Raw genomic sequence first — 16,458 nt, forward strand, 5'->3', positions numbered from 1 at the left:
AAGTACCCCGATTTCATTGAGGTGGAATACTACCAGGTTTATTTGATTGTTGCTTTAAATCGCATGGACAAATGAGTCTCTTATAGTATGTTCTTTAATACTCGATTCTTTGATACAGGGAGAAACTGATTCATTAGTACAAGGGAGAGGTACTTGGGGTGGTGATTAACTGTCTATTTTGGCCTGAGGATTAGCTTCGCCCTTTGGGCTCGCTGCTCTGCGGCAGCTTTGCTGCCTCCGAGTCGAACCTGGGTTCGAGCGAAGCCTGGGAGTTAGCCATATACAAGAATGCCCGCATAAGCGGGTGGTGTGTGGGAGGATTAGCTTCGCCCTTCGGGCTCGCTGCTCTATGGCAGCTTTGCTGCCTCCGAGTCGAACCTGAGTTCGAACAAAACCCTGGGAGTTAGCCATATACAAAAAAAGCCCGCATAAGCGGGTGGTGTGCGGGAGGATTAGCTTCGCCCTTTGGGCTCGCTGCTCTACGGCAGCTTTGCTGCCTCCGAGTCGAACCTGAGTTCGAACAAAACCCTGGGAGTTAACCATATACAAAAAAGCCCACATAAGCGGGCTTTTTTGTATATGGCCCGCCCGAGAGGATTCGAACCTCTGACCTTCGCCTCCGGAGGGCGACGCTCTATCCAGCTGAGCTACGGGCGGTTAATTGGCTATCTGTGCCAGTGGGAGGCGGATTATACAGAAGGGTAGGGGTGTGCGAAAGGACTTGCGGCAAGGTTACGTAAGCTTTGGCAGGGGGCGGTGCAGTGCTTATAATGCGCGGCGTAGAAGTTTGCGGCAGTAAATCGATAGTCTACGGGCCATCTCACTTCGGTCCTTTGGGGGAATAGTATGAAGAGTATTTTGGGTATTGTGGCGGTACTGGCCGTCAGTGCAGCTGCGGCAGTGGCCCAGCAGTCTGTTAATGAAGAAATTGCAGAGCGCATTGCTCCGGCAGGTGAGACCTGTATGAAAGGTGAGGAGTGCGCGGCAGCAGTAGCGGCGGCTCCTGAGGGCGCAAGTGGTGGCGAACGTAGCGGCGAGGCTGTTTACAATGCCAGCTGTACAACTTGTCATGCCATGGGTATTGCAGGTGCACCAAAGTTTGGTGATGCTGCAGCCTGGGCACCGCGTATTGCCAAGGGAATGGACACTCTTTATACCAATGCTATTAAGGGTATCAATGCCATGCCGCCTAAGGGCTTGTGTATGGATTGTAGCGATGGTGAGATTAAAGCCGCTGTGGACTACATGGTGGATAACAGTAAGTAATCTTCTACTTACTGTCGAAAAGGCCGCTTATTAAGCGGCCTTTTTTGTTTGTAAGGTTGATAGACAGGATCATACTCATCAATCAAACATACTCAACAAAGACCCCAGAGTTTCCTCCCCCTTTGCCTGATTCTGCTCCGGCGTCGCCTTACCAAACCCTTCAAGCAACACATCTTCTTCCGGCAATTCGTCGATAAAGCGGCTGGGTGTGGTGTCCTGGGTTTCGCCAAACTGTTTGCGCTTGCCCGCCAGGGTCATGGTGAGGGTACGTTGGGCGCGAGTGATACCCACGTAGGTGAGGCGGCGCTCTTCTTCGATATTGTCATCCTCAATACTGTTGCGGTGGGGAAGTAAGTTCTCTTCCATACCGATCATAAACACGTGGGGGAATTCCAGGCCCTTGGCGGCATGCAGGGTCATCAGGCTGACCTTATCGGTGGCTTCCTCTTCTTCCTGGCGTTCCAGCATATCCCGCAAGATCAGTTTGGAGATAGCCTGTTCCAAGCGGATATCCTGCTCCAGCTCATCGTCGGTGCCCTCCATAATCTTGTTAAGGCTTTCCAGCAGCCAGTACACATTCTCCATGCGCTTCTCGGCCACCTTCTCGCTGCTGGCGTTTTGCGAGAGCCAGCCGGCGTAGTCAATATCCTCTAACATTTCACGCAGGGCGCCATTGGCAGAGGTATCGCGACAGTTGCGTTGCACCCCTTCGAGCCAAAGGGCGAAGCGGTTCAGGCGCTCGTAGCCCTGTTCGTTGATATGCTCCTTAAAGCCCAGTTCCGAGCAGGCTTTAAACATGGAGATTTCGCGACCCTTGGCATAGTTGCCCAGGGCTTCCAGGCTGCTGGTGCCTATCTGGCGGCGTGGGGTGTTGATAATGCGCAAGAACGCATTGTCATCGTCCGGATTTACCAACAGGCGCAGGTAGGCCATCACATCCTTGATTTCAGCGCGGGCGAAGAAGGAAGTACCGCCGGACATCTGGTAGGGGACCTGGTGTTCCTGCAATTTCATTTCGATCAGGCGCGCCTGGTGGTTGCCGCGATAGAGCACGGCGAAATCCATAAACTTGCAGCCGCGGCGGCTCTTTTGCAGGAAGATCTCGTTGGCAACCCGCTCGGCTTCCTCATTTTCATTGGCCACCTTGAGTATGCGGATCTCTTCACCCAGGCCGCGATCGGACCACAGTGCTTTATCGAACTCGTGGGGGTTGTGGGCGATCAGATGGTTGGCCACTTTAAGGATGCGGCTGGTGGAGCGGTAATTCTGCTCCAGTTTGATCAGGCGCAGGTTGGGAAAGTCGGTCTTGAGCGCGCTCATATTTTCCGGGCGTGCGCCGCGCCATGCGTAGATAGACTGGTCATCATCCCCCACTACAGTGAGGCCGCCACGTCCGCCGACTAGCAGTTTTACCAGCAGATACTGGGAGTTGTTGGTGTCCTGGTATTCGTCCACCAGCAGATAGCGAATTTTCTTGCGCCAGCGTTGCAGCAGCTCCGGGTCTTTGTCGAATAGCTGCACCGGCAGCAGGATCAGGTCGTCGAAGTCTACTGCGTTGTAGGCCTTCAGGGCTTCGCAGTATCGGTCATAGGCAATAGCGATAGCCTGCTCACCGGGACTCTGTGCCTGCTCCAGGGCGCGGCGCGGGGTGAGCATATCGTTCTTCCAGTTCGAGATCTGGTTTTGTACCCGATCCAGCAGATCCGTATCCAGGTCGCCATCTCTCAGCATCAGCTCCTTGATGAGGGCGCGGGCATCCTCGGCATCAAAGATGGAGAAGCCGGGCTTAAAGCCGGCGGCGCGGTACTCTTTGCGCAGGATATTCAGCCCCAGGTTGTGGAAGGTGGACACGGTGAGGCCGTGACTCGCCTTGGAGCGCTTGCCATCCGGGCCCGCCAGCAGCTTGCTCACCCGCTCTTTCATCTCCCGCGCCGCCTTATTGGTAAAGGTGAGGGCGGCGATATTGCGCGCGGCATAGCCACACTGCTCGATCAGGTAGGCGATCTTGCGAGTGATTACGCTGGTCTTGCCAGAGCCGGCGCCGGCCAGAACCAGGCAGGGGCCATCGACATACTTCACGGCTTCAGATTGGCGGGGATTGAGTTGAGTCATAGATGGGGTTGCATCTTCGCGTGGCGAGAAAGCGGGGGATTCTAGCAGCCTTGGTTCGAATCCTCCCAGCACCACTGAGAACGATCGACCGTATGTGTACTTTGCACTTGGGATTGGCTATAACTGCGCCTTATTTCCTGCTTGTGTAACCCCATGCAACAACCCATCGCCGGCTACCACCTGGATGAAGAGGATCACTGGGTGGCGGAGCTCGCCTGTGGCCATTTTCAACATGTACGCCACAATCCCCCCTGGATCAATCGGCCCTGGGTGATCACTGAAGAGGGGCGCGAGTCCATGCTGGGTTTCCAGCTCAATTGCAAGAAATGCGATGAGGGCGCACCGCCCGATACGCTCGAAAAGGTTGTACAACCATGACAAAACTCTGGGTTGATGCCGACGCCTGCCCTGTAGCTATTAAGGAAATTCTGTTTCGCGCCGCCGAGCGCACTGCCACTGAATTGACACTGGTAGCCAACCAGGCGGTGCGGGTACCGCCGTCGCGCTATATCCGCTCTGTGCAGGTAACTGCCGGCTTTGATGTGGCGGATAACGAGATAGTACAGCGCTGCGAGGCTGGGGATCTGGTCATTACCAGCGATATCCCCTTGGCGGCAGAAGTGATCGATAAGGGTGCTGAAGCCCTAAACCCCCGTGGAGAGAGTTACACCAAAGCCAATATCCGCGCGCGACTCAATATGCGGGACTTTATGGATACCCTGCGCTCCAGCGGCGTTCATACTGGCGGACCGCCAGCGCTTAGCCAGGCGGACCGCAAAGCCTTTGCCGATCAGTTAGATCGGTGGTTGGCAAAAAGTCGCAAATAGGCTGGAGGGATGGCCATGGAAGGTTTAAGGCTGGAGCCATTACAGGAATGGCAACTGCCAACGTTGATGTCCTGGTTGCCGGATAAACAGCAGTGCCAACAGTGGGGTGGCCCCAATTTCCGATTTCCGTTCGATCAAGGATCTTTTCTAGAGGACTGCCGGTGGCCGGAGTTGCCAAGCTATGTTCTTCTGGATCGAGAAGGAGAAATGCTCGCCTTCGGTCAATATTACCAACACCTGGACCGGTGCCATTTGGGCCGTCTGATTGTCTCCCCAAATCACCGTGGGGCCGGCCTTGGGGGAGAACTGGTAACACTTATTGCACAAACCGGTATCAAAGCCCTGGGTGTAGCAGAGTGCTCTTTGTTTGTATTGCGTACTAATTTGGCGGCGCGCAGACTCTACGATAAGTTGGGTTTTATACAAGTTGCCTACCCTAAACAACGCGAATGGCTTGATCTGTGTGATTTTATGGTCGCACCGGCTGAAGGCTTTCAGTGAGAACAGATAATAGAATTGTGATTATCCGATGTCTGAATTAATACAACCAGCTACCGAGCGTCTGCAGCTACGCCAATGGCGGGAAGAAGATAAGCCCGTGTTTGCCGAAATGAACGCTGATCCCAGTGTGATGGAGTTTTTCCCTTCGCTACTGACACGGGAAGAAAGTGATGCGGGTGTCGATCGTAGTAGCGCACATATAGAAAAGTATGGATGGGGCTTCTGGGCTCTGGAGCTCAGGGAGAGCGGAGAGTTTCTTGGCTTTGTCGGTATAAAAAATGTGACCGATAACCTGCCCTTTGCCCCGGCGGTAGAGATTGGCTGGCGACTGGCTCGCCCCTTTTGGGGTAAGGGTTATGCCAGTGAAGCGGCACGGGCATCTCTTCATGTAGCCTTTAACTCTCTGTGTCTTAATGAGGTGGTATCTTTTACGCCGTTACAAAATATTCGTTCTCAAAAAGTAATGGAACGCTTGGGTATGCAGAGGGATTTTCTCGTTTTTGAGCACCCGCAGGTTCCCCGCGAAAGTCCTTTACTGCGTCACTGCCTATATCGTCTAAGCGCCAGTGACTGGAAAAAATTTAATGTAATTGGCTTCGACTAACCCGGGAACAAATGCTCTTGGCTGGGTTCGGATAGGAAGGCGAAAAAGGTTCGCTCTCTTTTTAATAATAACCAGTCAGATATTTCCTCACTTCCGATGTCAGGTGAGGATAGGGAGTTCTCGCTATGGGATGGTGGTTTTCTTTTAAGTCGATCTTTATAACGGCTATTGGCCTTTTGCTAATGGTTGTTCATCTCAGTGCATCTGCTGAACCTTTTCTCAAAATCAGTCAGCGCCCGGATGGTTCATCACTTTATTGGTCTCTGGAAAAACCAGCGAATAAAGGAAAAATTGGTTTGTTCCTGATGGCCCAGGGCTCTGGCTGTTTACCGGCAATTAAAAACACCACTCTTCAGCAGGCCAAAGAGATGGCTGTGGATTATGCCGTGTTAATGGTAGAGAAATATGGAGTAACCCATACCGACAGCCCCGAAGAACAATTTAAAGATTGTTCTCAGGAATACATAGCCAATCATACTGTTGAGCAGCGTACGCTAGATGTTGAGCAAATTGTTGACGAACTACGCGGGGCCGATTGGTGGAATGGCAAGCTGGTCCTGTTTGGTGGTTCCGAGGGCGGTGACCTTGTTGCCCGATTGGCCCCCAGGTTGAATCCAGATGCTGCAGTGGTCTTTTCAAGTGGGTTGGGGGAGTCGTTTGCCCAGGCGTTAAAGGGTTTGGTTCCACCCCATGTCGCTAGAGAGGTGGATGTCAAACTTGCCTATGCCCGAGCCAACCCCAAAAGCGCGGAAATCTGGGGTGGAAACTCTATGCGTTGGTGGGCCGATGTCGCTGATCGGGTACCGGTCAATGACTTACTGGATAGTCGTGCCCCTGTCTTGTTGATTCAGGGCGCAGAGGATAAATCTGCTCCGGTCAGTTCCGGCCGTGCAGCGAGAGATGCTTATGTTTCCGCCGGGCGCTGTGAGCTGACTTATTGGGAGTATTCTGGTTACGATCACTTTATGACAGATACTGATGGGATCAATCACCGAGGTGAGGTATTTGAGCGGATTACTGGCTGGATTGAAGACGCTGTACTGAATGGAGCTCCTGGATGTATCTCCGATACAAGAAAAAAGAAATAGAGACCTATAGATGAATATAAGAATCAAATTAGCCGTAATAGTAATGGCAACTTATTCCAGTATTGCGATGGCAGAAAATTTCCCTGTATTGCCGCAACTGGATACCTATAAAGTGCCGGAATCCTGGCGTCAGCCGGTAGCGCCGCTAAAGATAGCGGATAATACATGGCAGATAGGTACCCAGGGAATTACTTCTTTACTGCTAAAGGGTAAAGAAGGTGCGATTCTAATTGATGGAGGAATGGAGCAGACGGCCGAGCACTTATTGGGAAATATGCGCAGATTGGGAATTGCACCCACCGACCTGAAATTAATTTTGCACAGTCATGCCCATGCAGATCATATTGGTCCCCTGGCCGAGCTAAAACGTATTACCGGCGCCCAGGTAGTGACAAATGCTGAGTCGGCAGTATTGATGGCTCGTGGTGGCGCTAATGATATTCATTTTGCAGATCAAATTTTATACCCATTAGTAAACGCGGACCGTATCCTGCATCATGGAGAGCAAGTTGTCCTTGGGGACTTACGACTTCGTGTACATTTTATTCCGGGGCACACTCCTGGCAGTATGGCTTGGACTTGGCAGGATACTGTTGATAGTAAGGTTATCGATATCGCTTATGTAGATAGCCTTACGGCTCCGGGTTATCAGTTGGTCAATAATCTCCGTTATCCCGATATTGTTCAAGATTACCGAATGAGCTTTGAACGGGTGCGTAAATTACCCTGTGACCTACTTATCACACCTCATGCGGGCGCAAGTGGATGGGTGTTTCGTGATACAGCTAAGCAGGAAAAAGCGGTTAGCTGCGAGAAATATGCAGCTAAAGCTGGCAAAAATCTGGAGAAAAAACTTGCAAGTAATTCACAATAGAATCTCTCTGGACATATGAAATTACATGGTTAAATTTTTAACGTCCCCTACTGGATTTAGATTGTAATAGTTATTGCAGAGTAATATGTGATGTTTACAAAATTATTCAAAAAGTATCCTAAGAAGAATTCTGGATCTCAATTTTATTTTTTGAAATTGGCTTATATTTTTTCTTTGCTTCTATATCAGCAGGTTGCCAACGCTGACACCTTTGCCATTGAAGGGGGGAAGTGGTTTGATGGAATGGGTTTTAAGCCAGCGATCTGGTTTGTTGATGATAATGGCCTCTTGACCAAGACTCGACCACAAGAAGTTGATTACATCATTGATGCCAGAGGAAAATTTGTAGTACCACCGTATGCCGAGGGGCATAATCACAATCTGCAAAACCCTTGGGGTATTAAGAATTTTGGTGCCTTGCAAGTGAAGTCCGGAGTTTTTTACAGTGTGCAGATGTGCAGCTTTGGTAAGGGGTTGGAAACGCAGTTTAGCGGTGAAGATACCATGGATGTTTTATTTGCCTCAGACTGCATAACGGCTTCTGATGGCCATCCCCTAAGGGTGATTTTAAATGGTAAAAAAAATGTCACCAATGATGAATTAAAAAGCGCCCAGGAAATGGTCATGGTGGCAGAGGATAAAGGGGATCTAGATCAAATATGGGAGAAAGTTGAAGCTAACCATCCCTCTTTTATTAAAATTATACTTGTTGGCAGTGAAAAGTTTGAGGAGCGCCATGGTGATAAGAAATACCTTGGAGTTAATGGCCTCAATCCTAAGCTGGTGCCGGTTATTGTCGAGCGTGCGCATAAATTGGGGATTCCGGTAGTGGCTCATGTGGATACCGCTCATGATGCCATGGTAGCTATAAAAGCGGGTGTAGATATCTTGGGTCATTTGCCCGGGTATCGAATCGCAAGAAATGAAGGGTTTGATAGACAGGATTATGTGTTAAGCGATGCTGTTATTGCTGCGGCTGCTAAGCAAGGTACCAAGCTGATTGCTACTGCCAGTGTGCCTTCTGAGCATAGCTATCCTGAAGATGAATTGAAGGAAATCCAGACGGTTCAAAAAGATAATCTTTCTCGTTTACGCAATGCGGGCGTACCCTTATTAATGGGGAGTGACAACTTCTCCGGTACGGTGCTTCGTGAAATTCGTTACCTGGATACTCTGGATATTGCACCGAGAGAAGTATTGCTGAAGTCCCTAACTATGGATACTCCAAAGTGGATGTTCCCAGAGCGCCACTTGGGCTCGTTTTCTGAAGGTGCGGAGGGCAGCTTCTTAATATTAGAGGGTAACCCTCTGGAGGATCTTGGGTTTCTCGATAAGATTTATATTGGTGTTAAGCAGGGGCATATATTAGTCAGTTCCCCCAGTAGTAATTAGCGATAAATATACTCAGAATTTTTTCTTTGGCCAATGTAAGCTTGGTTGAATATCCCCAGCTTGATGACCAAGCTGGGATTTAGCCCTTATATTTGCTATCCGTCTTCTGCTTTTATATTTACTTTTCCAACAAGCGATGTACTTTTGGCACAAGATAGAAATACATTAGGGGGACGAGAATTCCTGTCATGATCAAAGATTTCAGTCCTATCGCAATTTGTAGATCCAGTGCTTTTATTGCCAATAGTAAAAGAGTGACAATCGGATAAACCAATGCCCATATACACAGGGCATGTAGTATAGATTTATTCATTATTTTAAGCCTTCCATAAAATTGGATATCATCCGGAAGTATCCGGGCAATATTTTTTGTAAAAAGTACTTTCCGTCTGTAGTGAGTGCTACACATTTAGCCCGGCCGTCACTGGAATCTGCTTTCATGGTGATGAGTCTATCCTCCACCATACTTTTAAGTGTGCGCGTCATTACTGGCCGGGAAATATCGATACGCTCTGCAATCTCCGAAACCAGTAAGCTATTTCTTTCCGGTTCCCGGTCGATAACGATCATTATCAAAAAACGTAGTTGGGATGTCCCATGGTCGGAAAAATAACTTTCCAGCTCCCGCAAAAGCAGGCTCGCATCCCGCATTATGGTGAGAGCATCCTGAATCGCTTTGGGGTTATTTACAGAAAACTGCTTTGCATAGCCTTCCACCATTTGTTGTGAAGGTAGTTCTTTAAGAAAAAACATAGGGAGCTACACCAATCTTTCCAGCTTATTGATTTCTACAGGTTCTTTTAGCCAGTCTTTATAAGCTTCAAAAATCGGTACGATGTAGGGCATGGCGTAATGCCTATCGAGGTCTTCCTGGCTGCACCACTCTTCGTATAAAAACAAGCTTTTCTTATCCTGGTGTACAGCAAACTGCAGGCAGCCCTCCTCTTCCAAGGTATTTGGAACTATGGATAGGATTGCCCGTCTGGCTTGTTCGAAGAACTCCGCCTTTGGTGAGATTTTGGCAATGATAAATAGATGGCTTTTCACAGTCGCTTTTCCAAAGTATCAATATAGTTATCATGATAACTATATCCCAAAAGACGTCAACCGTTAGTGGCTGATGTAGCAATCTAGGGAAATGCCACCTATCAGCATTAAATGACAGGATTCTGGTCTATAGGAATTAACTAATTGAAAGAGCTGGCCACCTGGCGTCTATCAAGGTTTCGGTAAGCCAGAGCCTCGGCAATCTGCGTGGAGCTTATCGTTTCTTGCTTGGCGAGATCCGCCAGGGTGCGAGCCACTTTGAGCACTCGGTGGTAACTGCGTGCGGAAAGGCCCAGTTTTTCCACTGATTGGCGCAGAAGATGTTTCTCTTTATCCCCCAGGGTACAGTGTTTTTCCAGCTCTGCCCCTTTTAAAAGGTTGTTGGTACTTCCTTGCCTTTGAACCTGTAGTTGCCGTGCAGCGCAAACCCTTACCCGCACACTTTCGGATGCTTCCCCAGGAGCTGCATCCTGCAGTTGCACAGCATTCATAGCACCAACCTCAATCTGCATATCGATACGATCCAGCAAGGGGCCAGACAGTTTATTGCGATATCGGTCTATCTGGTCCGGAGTGCAGCGACAGCGGGGCTCACCCAAGTAGCCGCATGGGCAGGGATTCATTGCGCCTACCAGTTGAAAATTCGCGGGATAAGTAACCTGGGCGCGTGCACGGGAGATGCGCACTTCACCGTTCTCCAGGGGCTCGCGCAGGATTTCCAGGGCGTGACGGGGAAATTCTGGCATCTCGTCGAGGAACAATACTCCGCAATGGGCGAGTGAGATTTCACCTGGCTTTGGAGTACTGCCGCCACCGACCAAAGCGGTTGGTGAAGCGCTGTGATGTGGAGCCCGGAAAGGTCTCTGGCTTTGGTGAGGCATACCGGCACTGGAGTAGACAGCGGCGACCTCAATCGACTCGGCAGTTGTGAGTGGTGGCAATATACCGGGCAGACGACTGGCTAACATGGTTTTGCCTGTTCCCGGAGGGCCATAGAACAACAGGTTGTGCCCCCCGGCTGCGGCTACTTCCAGGGCGCGTCTGGCTTTAAGCTGACCGCGAATATCTGCGAGGTCTGCGCACTGGATGGTGGGCTCCTCCTGAGATTTTACGGCTTGGGACAGGCTTTCACGTCCATGCAACTCCGCGCAGATCTGCAGCAGGGAGCTGGCGATTAGAGTTTCACCCTCAGCCAGTGCTGCTTCAGCTCCGCACTCCCGGGGAGCTACCAGTTTGCGTCCGGCGGCCGAGCAGGCAATGGCAGCGGGTAAGCTACCGCTCACTTCACGTAGAGCGCCGGTAAGGGCTAATTCCCCGATAAACTCGTAGTTTTCCAAGGCTTCAGCGGGAACCTGCCCCGAAGCAGCGAGTATGCCTATGGCAATGGCGAGATCGTAGCGACCACCTTCCTTGGGAAGGTCGGCGGGGGCGAGATTGACTGTGATACGACGCTGGGGGAACTCAAAATGGCTGTTGATCAGGGCGCTGCGCACCCGATCGCGACTCTCTCGCACTGCCGCTTCAGGAAGGCCCACTATATGAAATGCGGGGAGGCCATTGGCCAAGTGAGTCTCTACGGTAACTAGTGGGGCAGATACCCCTAACTGGGCTCGGGCATGGGTTACTGAGAGGCTCACAATTTCATTCCTGAAATGGTTGCCGGAGAGTTCAGTCTTCGGCTTGGTTATCCCTTTGTGCCAGAGCTTGCTCCAGCATTTCCACTTTATCTTCCAGGCGCGCCAGTTTTTCACGGGTGCGCCTCAATATTTCCACCTGGGTATCGAATTCGCGCTGGGATACCAGCGGTAGCTTATCCAGAGACACTTCCAAAGCGTTGCGTAGGTCATTGCTGACCACTGCGCCCTGTTGTTGCAGTTCTTTCAGTAGCTGTTGCAGTTTATCCGCAGCCACAGGCAACTCCTTACTGAGTAATTCATATCTTTTGGCACTGGATTGTAACCCACAGAGTTTTGCCGCAACAGTTGCCTAAAGGTGCACTATTCTGAACTTTGCTCCTGCAGGAACTCCCCACTTCTGTGCATATACCGACAATTGGAGCCATCTTGGTGCGCACTGGTTTGCGGGCGCTCTGTTCGTATTTATTTCAATTTCTCATTTTCTTATCTAACTCATTGATTTTATTGAGTGCTGCGGCTTTGGCATCAACTCTGCAAACAGTCAGGGCAGGTGTGCCATTTACGATCACTGGGAGTCCGGGAAAGTAGCGGTTCACAAGACGCAAGAGACCCTCTGTCATACCCGACAGTAAAGGACTGGTTGCAGGCGGCGCCATTTCAAGAATCAAAAAATTTCAGACTTAATAAATCTTGGAGGATTAAAGGTGAAAACTAAAATGAACAAAATCGCCACTGCCTTCTCTGGCGCTGCCCTAGCACTAGCTATTAGCAATATATCTTTTGCCGAGCAAAGTGATCCAAGTTTCAGTGTTAATGCTGGATTGGTTTCAGATTACAAGTTTCGAGGTATTAGTCAAAGTGATGGAAGGCCAGTAATTCAGGCTGGAATGGATCTGGATGTTGGCAATGGCTTTTATTTGGGTACCTGGGCTTCCCAAGTGGATTTTGATTATGGCAGTGATGAAACTGATTATGAGCAAGATTTCTACGGTGGTTACTCCACAGAAATTAATGAATCTATAAGCTATGATATTGGATATATTTATTACGCCTATCATGGAAGTGGTCGCGATGAAGATTATCAAGAGATCTATGGAAGCCTAACCTTCTCCGATCTAACATTAGGTTTTGCATATTCAGATGATTATTGGGCCGATTCAGGCAATTTTTATTATCCATATGCAGGTTACAGCTTTTCTTTGCCTTCTGATTTTAGTTTAGACCTTCATGTTGGTTTAAACCTATTTGATGAAGAAATATTTCTGTACGAATCCGACTCTTATATCGATTACTCCGCAACTCTCAGTAAAAATTTTGGCGGCCTTACTCTGAGCGCTGCTTTTGTTGGCACTGATGTGAGCGACAGAGAGTGTTTCGATACCGACTGGTGTGAACCCACCTTGCTCGCTGGAGCAACCTACGCCTGGTAATAAAAACGCCCGCAATTGTTAGCGGGCATTATTTTTTTGTGGGGGAGATCCATGAAACTGATTACTGCAATTATCAAGCCCTTCAAATTGGATTCAGTGCGGGATGCTCTGCGAGAGGCCGGTGTTAAAGGCGTTACAGTCAGTGAAGTGAAAGGATTTGGCCGGCAAAAAGGCCATACAGAATTATATCGGGGCGCAGAGTATGTAGTGGATTTTTTGCCTAAAACCATGTTGCAAATTGCTGTAACTGAGGAGCAACTGGATGAAGCATTGGAAGTAATTGGCTCCAGTGCACAAAGCGGAAAAATCGGCGACGGCAAAATTTTTGTGGCTAATCTTGAACAGGTGGTTCGCATACGTACTGGAGAGACCGGTAGTGAAGCTATTTGAGTCAGTAATAATCAATAAATAATTTTAAAATTCTAAGAATTAAACGGAGAGAGAAATGGAGAATCAAGTATTTCAATTGCAATATGCAATTGATACGTTTTATTTTCTAATGTGTGGTGCACTAGTGATGTGGATGGCTGCAGGCTTCGCCATGTTAGAAGCAGGCCTGGTGCGCTCAAAAAACACCACTGAAATTCTGACTAAAAATGTCGCGCTATTTGCAATTGCATGCATTATGTATCTGATGACCGGTTACGCCATTATGTATGATGGCAGCTGGATGCTTGCAGGCATAGAGGCCTTTAGTCTTGAAGGTGTATTGGCCGACTCTGCCAAGAATGGCTTTGAAGGGGACTCGGTATATTCCGGTGCTTCCGACTTTTTCTTCCAGGTAGTATTTGTTGCTACCGCAATGTCCATTGTATCTGGTGCCGTTGCAGAGCGCATGAAGCTGTGGAGCTTCCTCGCATTTGCTGTAGTGCTCACAGGGTTTATTTACCCGCTTGAGGGTTCCTGGACCTGGGGCGGCAAAGATGTATTTGGACTGTACAGTTTGAGTGATCTTGGCTTCTCTGACTTTGCCGGTTCCGGCATTGTTCATATGGCTGGTGCTGCTGCCGCGCTGGCAGGTGTTCTACTGTTGGGTGCCCGAAAAGGTAAGTACGGTCCCAATGGGCAGGTCTATGCCATTCCCGGTGCAAACTTGCCGCTGGCAACCCTTGGTACATTTATTTTGTGGATGGGCTGGTTTGGTTTTAATGGCGGTTCCGTGTTGAAGCTGGGAGATGCAGCCAGCGCGCATTCTGTGGCTATGGTATTTCTCAACACCAATGCCGCTGCAGCAGGTGGGGCTATAGCCGCACTAATTACTGCCCGCCTGCTATTTGGGAAGGCTGATCTCACTATGTTGTTGAATGGAGCCTTGGCCGGCTTGGTGGCTATTACTGCAGAACCATCTACGCCGACTGCGTTACAGGCGACCCTGTTCGGTATGGTTGCTGGAGTCCTGGTAGTTTTCTCTATTATCACTTTGGACAAGTTGAAAATTGATGATCCGGTTGGTGCTATTTCTGTGCACGGTGTTGTCGGCTTGCTTGGTCTGTTATTGGTTCCAGTGACCAATGAAGGTGCCTCTTTTATTGGCCAGTTCGTTGGTGCATTGACTATTTTCTTCTGGGTTTTTGTCACTTCCTTTGCCGTGTGGTATCTGCTTAAGTTGGTGACCGGTATTCGTGTCAGCGAAGATGAAGAACAAGAGGGTGTTGACTTGGCTGAATGTGGTATGGAAGCTTACCCGGAATTTATGAGCAAATAGTTGTCCTGCGACGATACTGCCCCATGTAGGGGCGCTATCTGACTGAGGTTCCCGCAAAGAAGACAAATCAGGGGAAATACAAGAAATGAAATTGATTACGGCCGTTGTAAAGCCCTTCAAATTGGATGACGTGCGTACCGCATTGTCTGAGGTTGGGGTTCAGGGGATGACAGTAACTGAAGTAAAGGGCTTTGGTCGCCAGAAAGGGCATACGGAGCTCTACCGTGGCGCTGAGTATGTGGTGGATTTTCTACCCAAGGTTAAGCTGGAGTTAGCGGTCGACGACGATATGGTGGACTCTGCTGTTGAAGCGATTACCAAAGCTGCACAGACCGGGAAGATTGGTGATGGAAAAATCTTTATTACAGCACTGGAAGAAGTGATCCGTATTCGGACCGGCGAAACCGGATCTGAGGCTGTTTAATCGGCAGCAAACTTAGTTATTCTCTTCTCTCAGGCCATCTGTGTCTGGTGCCTATACAAGCCCCTTCCGGGGCTTTGTTATTTCAAAACCTTAGTCCTCCTAGATGCCTTTAGGTTATTTGCAATGGTGGGCTGCCGTATTGTCGCTAAATTCCCCATAGCAAACCGTAATATTCCCCGGTTTTTGTCCCAACAAAAAACTCTACTGTACCGGCTGCTTGTGGCTGGCGGCTCAGATCGAGAGTGCCTATATATTAATCGCCGCTTTGATGCGGTAGGGGATCGCCACAGATTGTGGCTTTCGGTTTCATTCTCGCCGCGGGAAGGGGCGGCACAGAGGTACTCCCTCTGTAACAGGAGTAAGGGTTACAGGGTTTTGCTATGAAAGATGGTTATGAAGATCAAGGCAAGAGCTCCCGCAGCAAAGAGTCTGAGGAATTTGCCGAAGAACGCTCTATTACCTCCCGTGAACGTGCCAGAAGCCAGTTGAGCACGGATGTGGAGGAATTTCTCGCCAGCGGCGGGGCAATTAGTGAAATTGACCCGGAAGTTACTGCCGATCCCCCGCGTAAACCGCAGCCTAAATACGGCAGTCGCCCTATTTAGCGCCTGAGGGATTGCCGCCCCTGCAGTGAGGATGGCGGCAATTCCTTTTTAAAGATCCTCCCGGGCTTTGGAAGGTGCCGTTTCAGCGCCCCATCAGACTGGGCAGCAGGCGCTCTAATACTTCGCCAATGTAGGAAAGAAACAGGGTGCCGAGGCTTGATCGATAGTACTGAGGGTCAGAAGAGCCAACGGCGAGCACGCCCAACTGGTTACCTAAGGGAACCACCGCCGCGGAAGCGACATCCTGCCAGCTTTCACCAAAAAGGAATTCTTTCTCGCCGGGGCGTAAGGCACCACATACTGGGCGACCATTACGCAAAATTCCTCCAATTGCCGTTTCTGCACCTGCGTGTGAGCTGGTTTGTACCTGTCCCAGGCTGCGGGCACTGGGTAGTGGCCCAAATAGGGTCAGGTTGGTGAATTCCACATTGAAATCATTAGCAAAGCTGGAATAGAGAGCGTCTGTTGCTTCGCCGATGTCCTGAGCTTCAAGAAGGGCTAGGATCAGGCGGCGGCTGTTAAAGAAGAGTTGGTCGTTGTCACGGGCATTGTGCAGTAGTTGGTCCAAGCGCTGGCGCATTTCAATATTGCGCTCTCGCAAGAGGTTGGTTTGATGTGTCATCAGAGACACGGTCTTCCCATTTTCCCGCGGTAGCTTGATGGTTTCGAGTAGGTCCATCCGGTCGACAAAGAATTCGGGGTTTTGCATCAGGTAGCGAGCCACCTGCCGAGCTAGAAGCTTGTCATCCCGCTGTGTTTCCTTGTGACTGCCGGCGACAATCTCTTCAGAGCTCTGATTGGCGTCTGTCTGTTCCATCATGGTCCATTTACATTATTGGCGCGGGTTTTGGGTGAAATGACAGTCCCAGTGGGTAAGGACCCACTATCGAAAGGTACTACAGAGTTCCCCGGGAGGTCGGATAGCCGCCATCTTGCCCGCAAAATT

At 49.8% G+C, this 16,458-nt stretch carries 20 protein-coding genes and 1 tRNA gene; 13 read left to right on the forward strand and 8 right to left on the reverse strand.

Features of this window, described 5'->3' with window-relative positions; all coding sequences use genetic code 11:
- Positions 1-580: 580 nt before the first annotated feature.
- Positions 581-657 (reverse strand) — tRNA-Arg (locus tag ACJJJB_RS20050).
- 189 nt (positions 658-846) lie between these two features.
- Between ACJJJB_RS20050 and ACJJJB_RS20055 the strand changes: the two genes are divergently transcribed.
- Positions 847-1,266, forward strand: coding sequence for a c-type cytochrome (locus tag ACJJJB_RS20055; protein WP_020413711.1), 420 nt, complete (start codon positions 847-849; stop codon positions 1,264-1,266).
- A 78-nt stretch (positions 1,267-1,344) separates the two neighbouring features.
- On the opposite strand, the gene rep is transcribed toward ACJJJB_RS20055, so the two are convergent.
- A complete protein-coding gene (gene rep, locus ACJJJB_RS20060) occupies positions 1,345-3,378 on the reverse strand; it encodes a DNA helicase Rep (RefSeq protein WP_353375769.1) in 2,034 nt (677 codons plus the stop codon).
- 153 nt (positions 3,379-3,531) lie between these two features.
- Between rep and ACJJJB_RS20065 the strand changes: the two genes are divergently transcribed.
- The 7 genes from ACJJJB_RS20065 to ACJJJB_RS20095 all read left to right on the forward strand — a co-directional run bounded on the left by ACJJJB_RS20065 (position 3,532) and on the right by ACJJJB_RS20095 (position 8,664).
- On the forward strand, positions 3,532-3,756 hold the full coding sequence (locus ACJJJB_RS20065) for a DUF3565 domain-containing protein (protein ID WP_445365388.1): 225 nt from the start codon (positions 3,532-3,534) through the stop codon (positions 3,754-3,756).
- A complete protein-coding gene (locus tag ACJJJB_RS20070; protein ID WP_445365389.1) occupies positions 3,753-4,205 on the forward strand; it encodes a YaiI/YqxD family protein in 453 nt (150 codons plus the stop codon). The genes ACJJJB_RS20065 and ACJJJB_RS20070 overlap by 4 nt, the downstream gene beginning before the upstream one ends.
- Positions 4,206-4,220: 15 nt before the next feature.
- Complete coding sequence (locus ACJJJB_RS20075; RefSeq protein ID WP_282951921.1) at positions 4,221-4,706, forward strand: GNAT family N-acetyltransferase; 486 nt, start codon at positions 4,221-4,223, stop codon at positions 4,704-4,706.
- Between the two features lie 28 nt (positions 4,707-4,734).
- Positions 4,735-5,310: a GNAT family N-acetyltransferase gene (locus tag ACJJJB_RS20080; RefSeq protein WP_353375766.1), complete on the forward strand. Its 576-nt coding sequence runs from the start codon at positions 4,735-4,737 to the stop codon at positions 5,308-5,310.
- A 125-nt stretch (positions 5,311-5,435) separates the two neighbouring features.
- On the forward strand, positions 5,436-6,398 hold the full coding sequence (locus ACJJJB_RS20085; protein WP_445365390.1) for an alpha/beta hydrolase family protein: 963 nt from the start codon (positions 5,436-5,438) through the stop codon (positions 6,396-6,398).
- A gap of 10 nt (positions 6,399-6,408) precedes the next feature.
- Positions 6,409-7,272 carry a subclass B3 metallo-beta-lactamase gene (gene bla / locus ACJJJB_RS20090; RefSeq protein WP_445365391.1) on the forward strand — a complete coding sequence of 288 codons (864 nt, stop codon included), beginning with the start codon at positions 6,409-6,411 and terminating at the stop codon, positions 7,270-7,272.
- A 150-nt stretch (positions 7,273-7,422) separates the two neighbouring features.
- Positions 7,423-8,664, forward strand: a complete 1,242-nt coding sequence (locus ACJJJB_RS20095; RefSeq protein WP_445365392.1) for an amidohydrolase family protein — start codon at positions 7,423-7,425, stop codon at positions 8,662-8,664.
- 118 nt (positions 8,665-8,782) lie between these two features.
- On the opposite strand, the gene ACJJJB_RS22165 is transcribed toward ACJJJB_RS20095, so the two are convergent.
- The 5 genes from ACJJJB_RS22165 to ACJJJB_RS20115 form a co-directional block, all read right to left on the reverse strand.
- On the reverse strand, positions 8,783-9,073 hold the full coding sequence (locus tag ACJJJB_RS22165) for a putative antibiotic biosynthesis monooxygenase (protein WP_507021917.1): 291 nt from the start codon (positions 9,071-9,073) through the stop codon (positions 8,783-8,785).
- A complete protein-coding gene (locus tag ACJJJB_RS20100; RefSeq protein WP_444902362.1) occupies positions 8,977-9,417 on the reverse strand; it encodes a MarR family winged helix-turn-helix transcriptional regulator in 441 nt (146 codons plus the stop codon). The genes ACJJJB_RS22165 and ACJJJB_RS20100 overlap by 97 nt, the downstream gene beginning before the upstream one ends.
- A 6-nt stretch (positions 9,418-9,423) precedes the next feature.
- A complete protein-coding gene (locus tag ACJJJB_RS20105) occupies positions 9,424-9,711 on the reverse strand; it encodes a putative quinol monooxygenase (RefSeq protein ID WP_282951914.1) in 288 nt (95 codons plus the stop codon).
- A 140-nt stretch (positions 9,712-9,851) separates the two neighbouring features.
- Positions 9,852-11,348 carry a YifB family Mg chelatase-like AAA ATPase gene (locus ACJJJB_RS20110; RefSeq protein ID WP_282951913.1) on the reverse strand — a complete coding sequence of 499 codons (1,497 nt, stop codon included), beginning with the start codon at positions 11,346-11,348 and terminating at the stop codon, positions 9,852-9,854.
- 31 nt (positions 11,349-11,379) lie between these two features.
- The gene (locus ACJJJB_RS20115; protein ID WP_020413697.1) at positions 11,380-11,622 is read right to left on the reverse strand and encodes an accessory factor UbiK family protein; all 243 of its coding nucleotides are present in this window, start codon (positions 11,620-11,622) and stop codon (positions 11,380-11,382) included.
- A 442-nt stretch (positions 11,623-12,064) separates the two neighbouring features.
- Between ACJJJB_RS20115 and ACJJJB_RS20120 the strand changes: the two genes are divergently transcribed.
- From ACJJJB_RS20120 to ACJJJB_RS20140, 5 genes are all read left to right on the forward strand, one after another.
- Positions 12,065-12,778: a TorF family putative porin gene (locus ACJJJB_RS20120; RefSeq protein ID WP_445365393.1), complete on the forward strand. Its 714-nt coding sequence runs from the start codon at positions 12,065-12,067 to the stop codon at positions 12,776-12,778.
- A gap of 51 nt (positions 12,779-12,829) precedes the next feature.
- A complete protein-coding gene (locus tag ACJJJB_RS20125) occupies positions 12,830-13,168 on the forward strand; it encodes a P-II family nitrogen regulator (protein ID WP_020413694.1) in 339 nt (112 codons plus the stop codon).
- Positions 13,169-13,223: 55 nt separating this feature from the next.
- Positions 13,224-14,483, forward strand: a complete 1,260-nt coding sequence (gene amtB, locus ACJJJB_RS20130; RefSeq protein ID WP_282951911.1) for an ammonium transporter AmtB — start codon at positions 13,224-13,226, stop codon at positions 14,481-14,483.
- Between the two features lie 85 nt (positions 14,484-14,568).
- Positions 14,569-14,907 (forward strand): P-II family nitrogen regulator, encoded by a 339-nt coding sequence (gene glnK, locus ACJJJB_RS20135; RefSeq protein ID WP_020413692.1) that lies wholly within the window; start codon positions 14,569-14,571, stop codon positions 14,905-14,907.
- A 380-nt stretch (positions 14,908-15,287) separates the two neighbouring features.
- Positions 15,288-15,512 carry a hypothetical protein gene (locus ACJJJB_RS20140; RefSeq protein ID WP_282951910.1) on the forward strand — a complete coding sequence of 75 codons (225 nt, stop codon included), beginning with the start codon at positions 15,288-15,290 and terminating at the stop codon, positions 15,510-15,512.
- 82 nt (positions 15,513-15,594) lie between these two features.
- On the opposite strand, the gene ACJJJB_RS20145 is transcribed toward ACJJJB_RS20140, so the two are convergent.
- Positions 15,595-16,332, reverse strand: coding sequence for a DUF484 family protein (locus ACJJJB_RS20145; protein WP_020413690.1), 738 nt, complete (start codon positions 16,330-16,332; stop codon positions 15,595-15,597).
- Positions 16,333-16,458 lie beyond the last annotated feature (126 nt).

This window comes from Microbulbifer variabilis, from assembly GCF_052468405.1.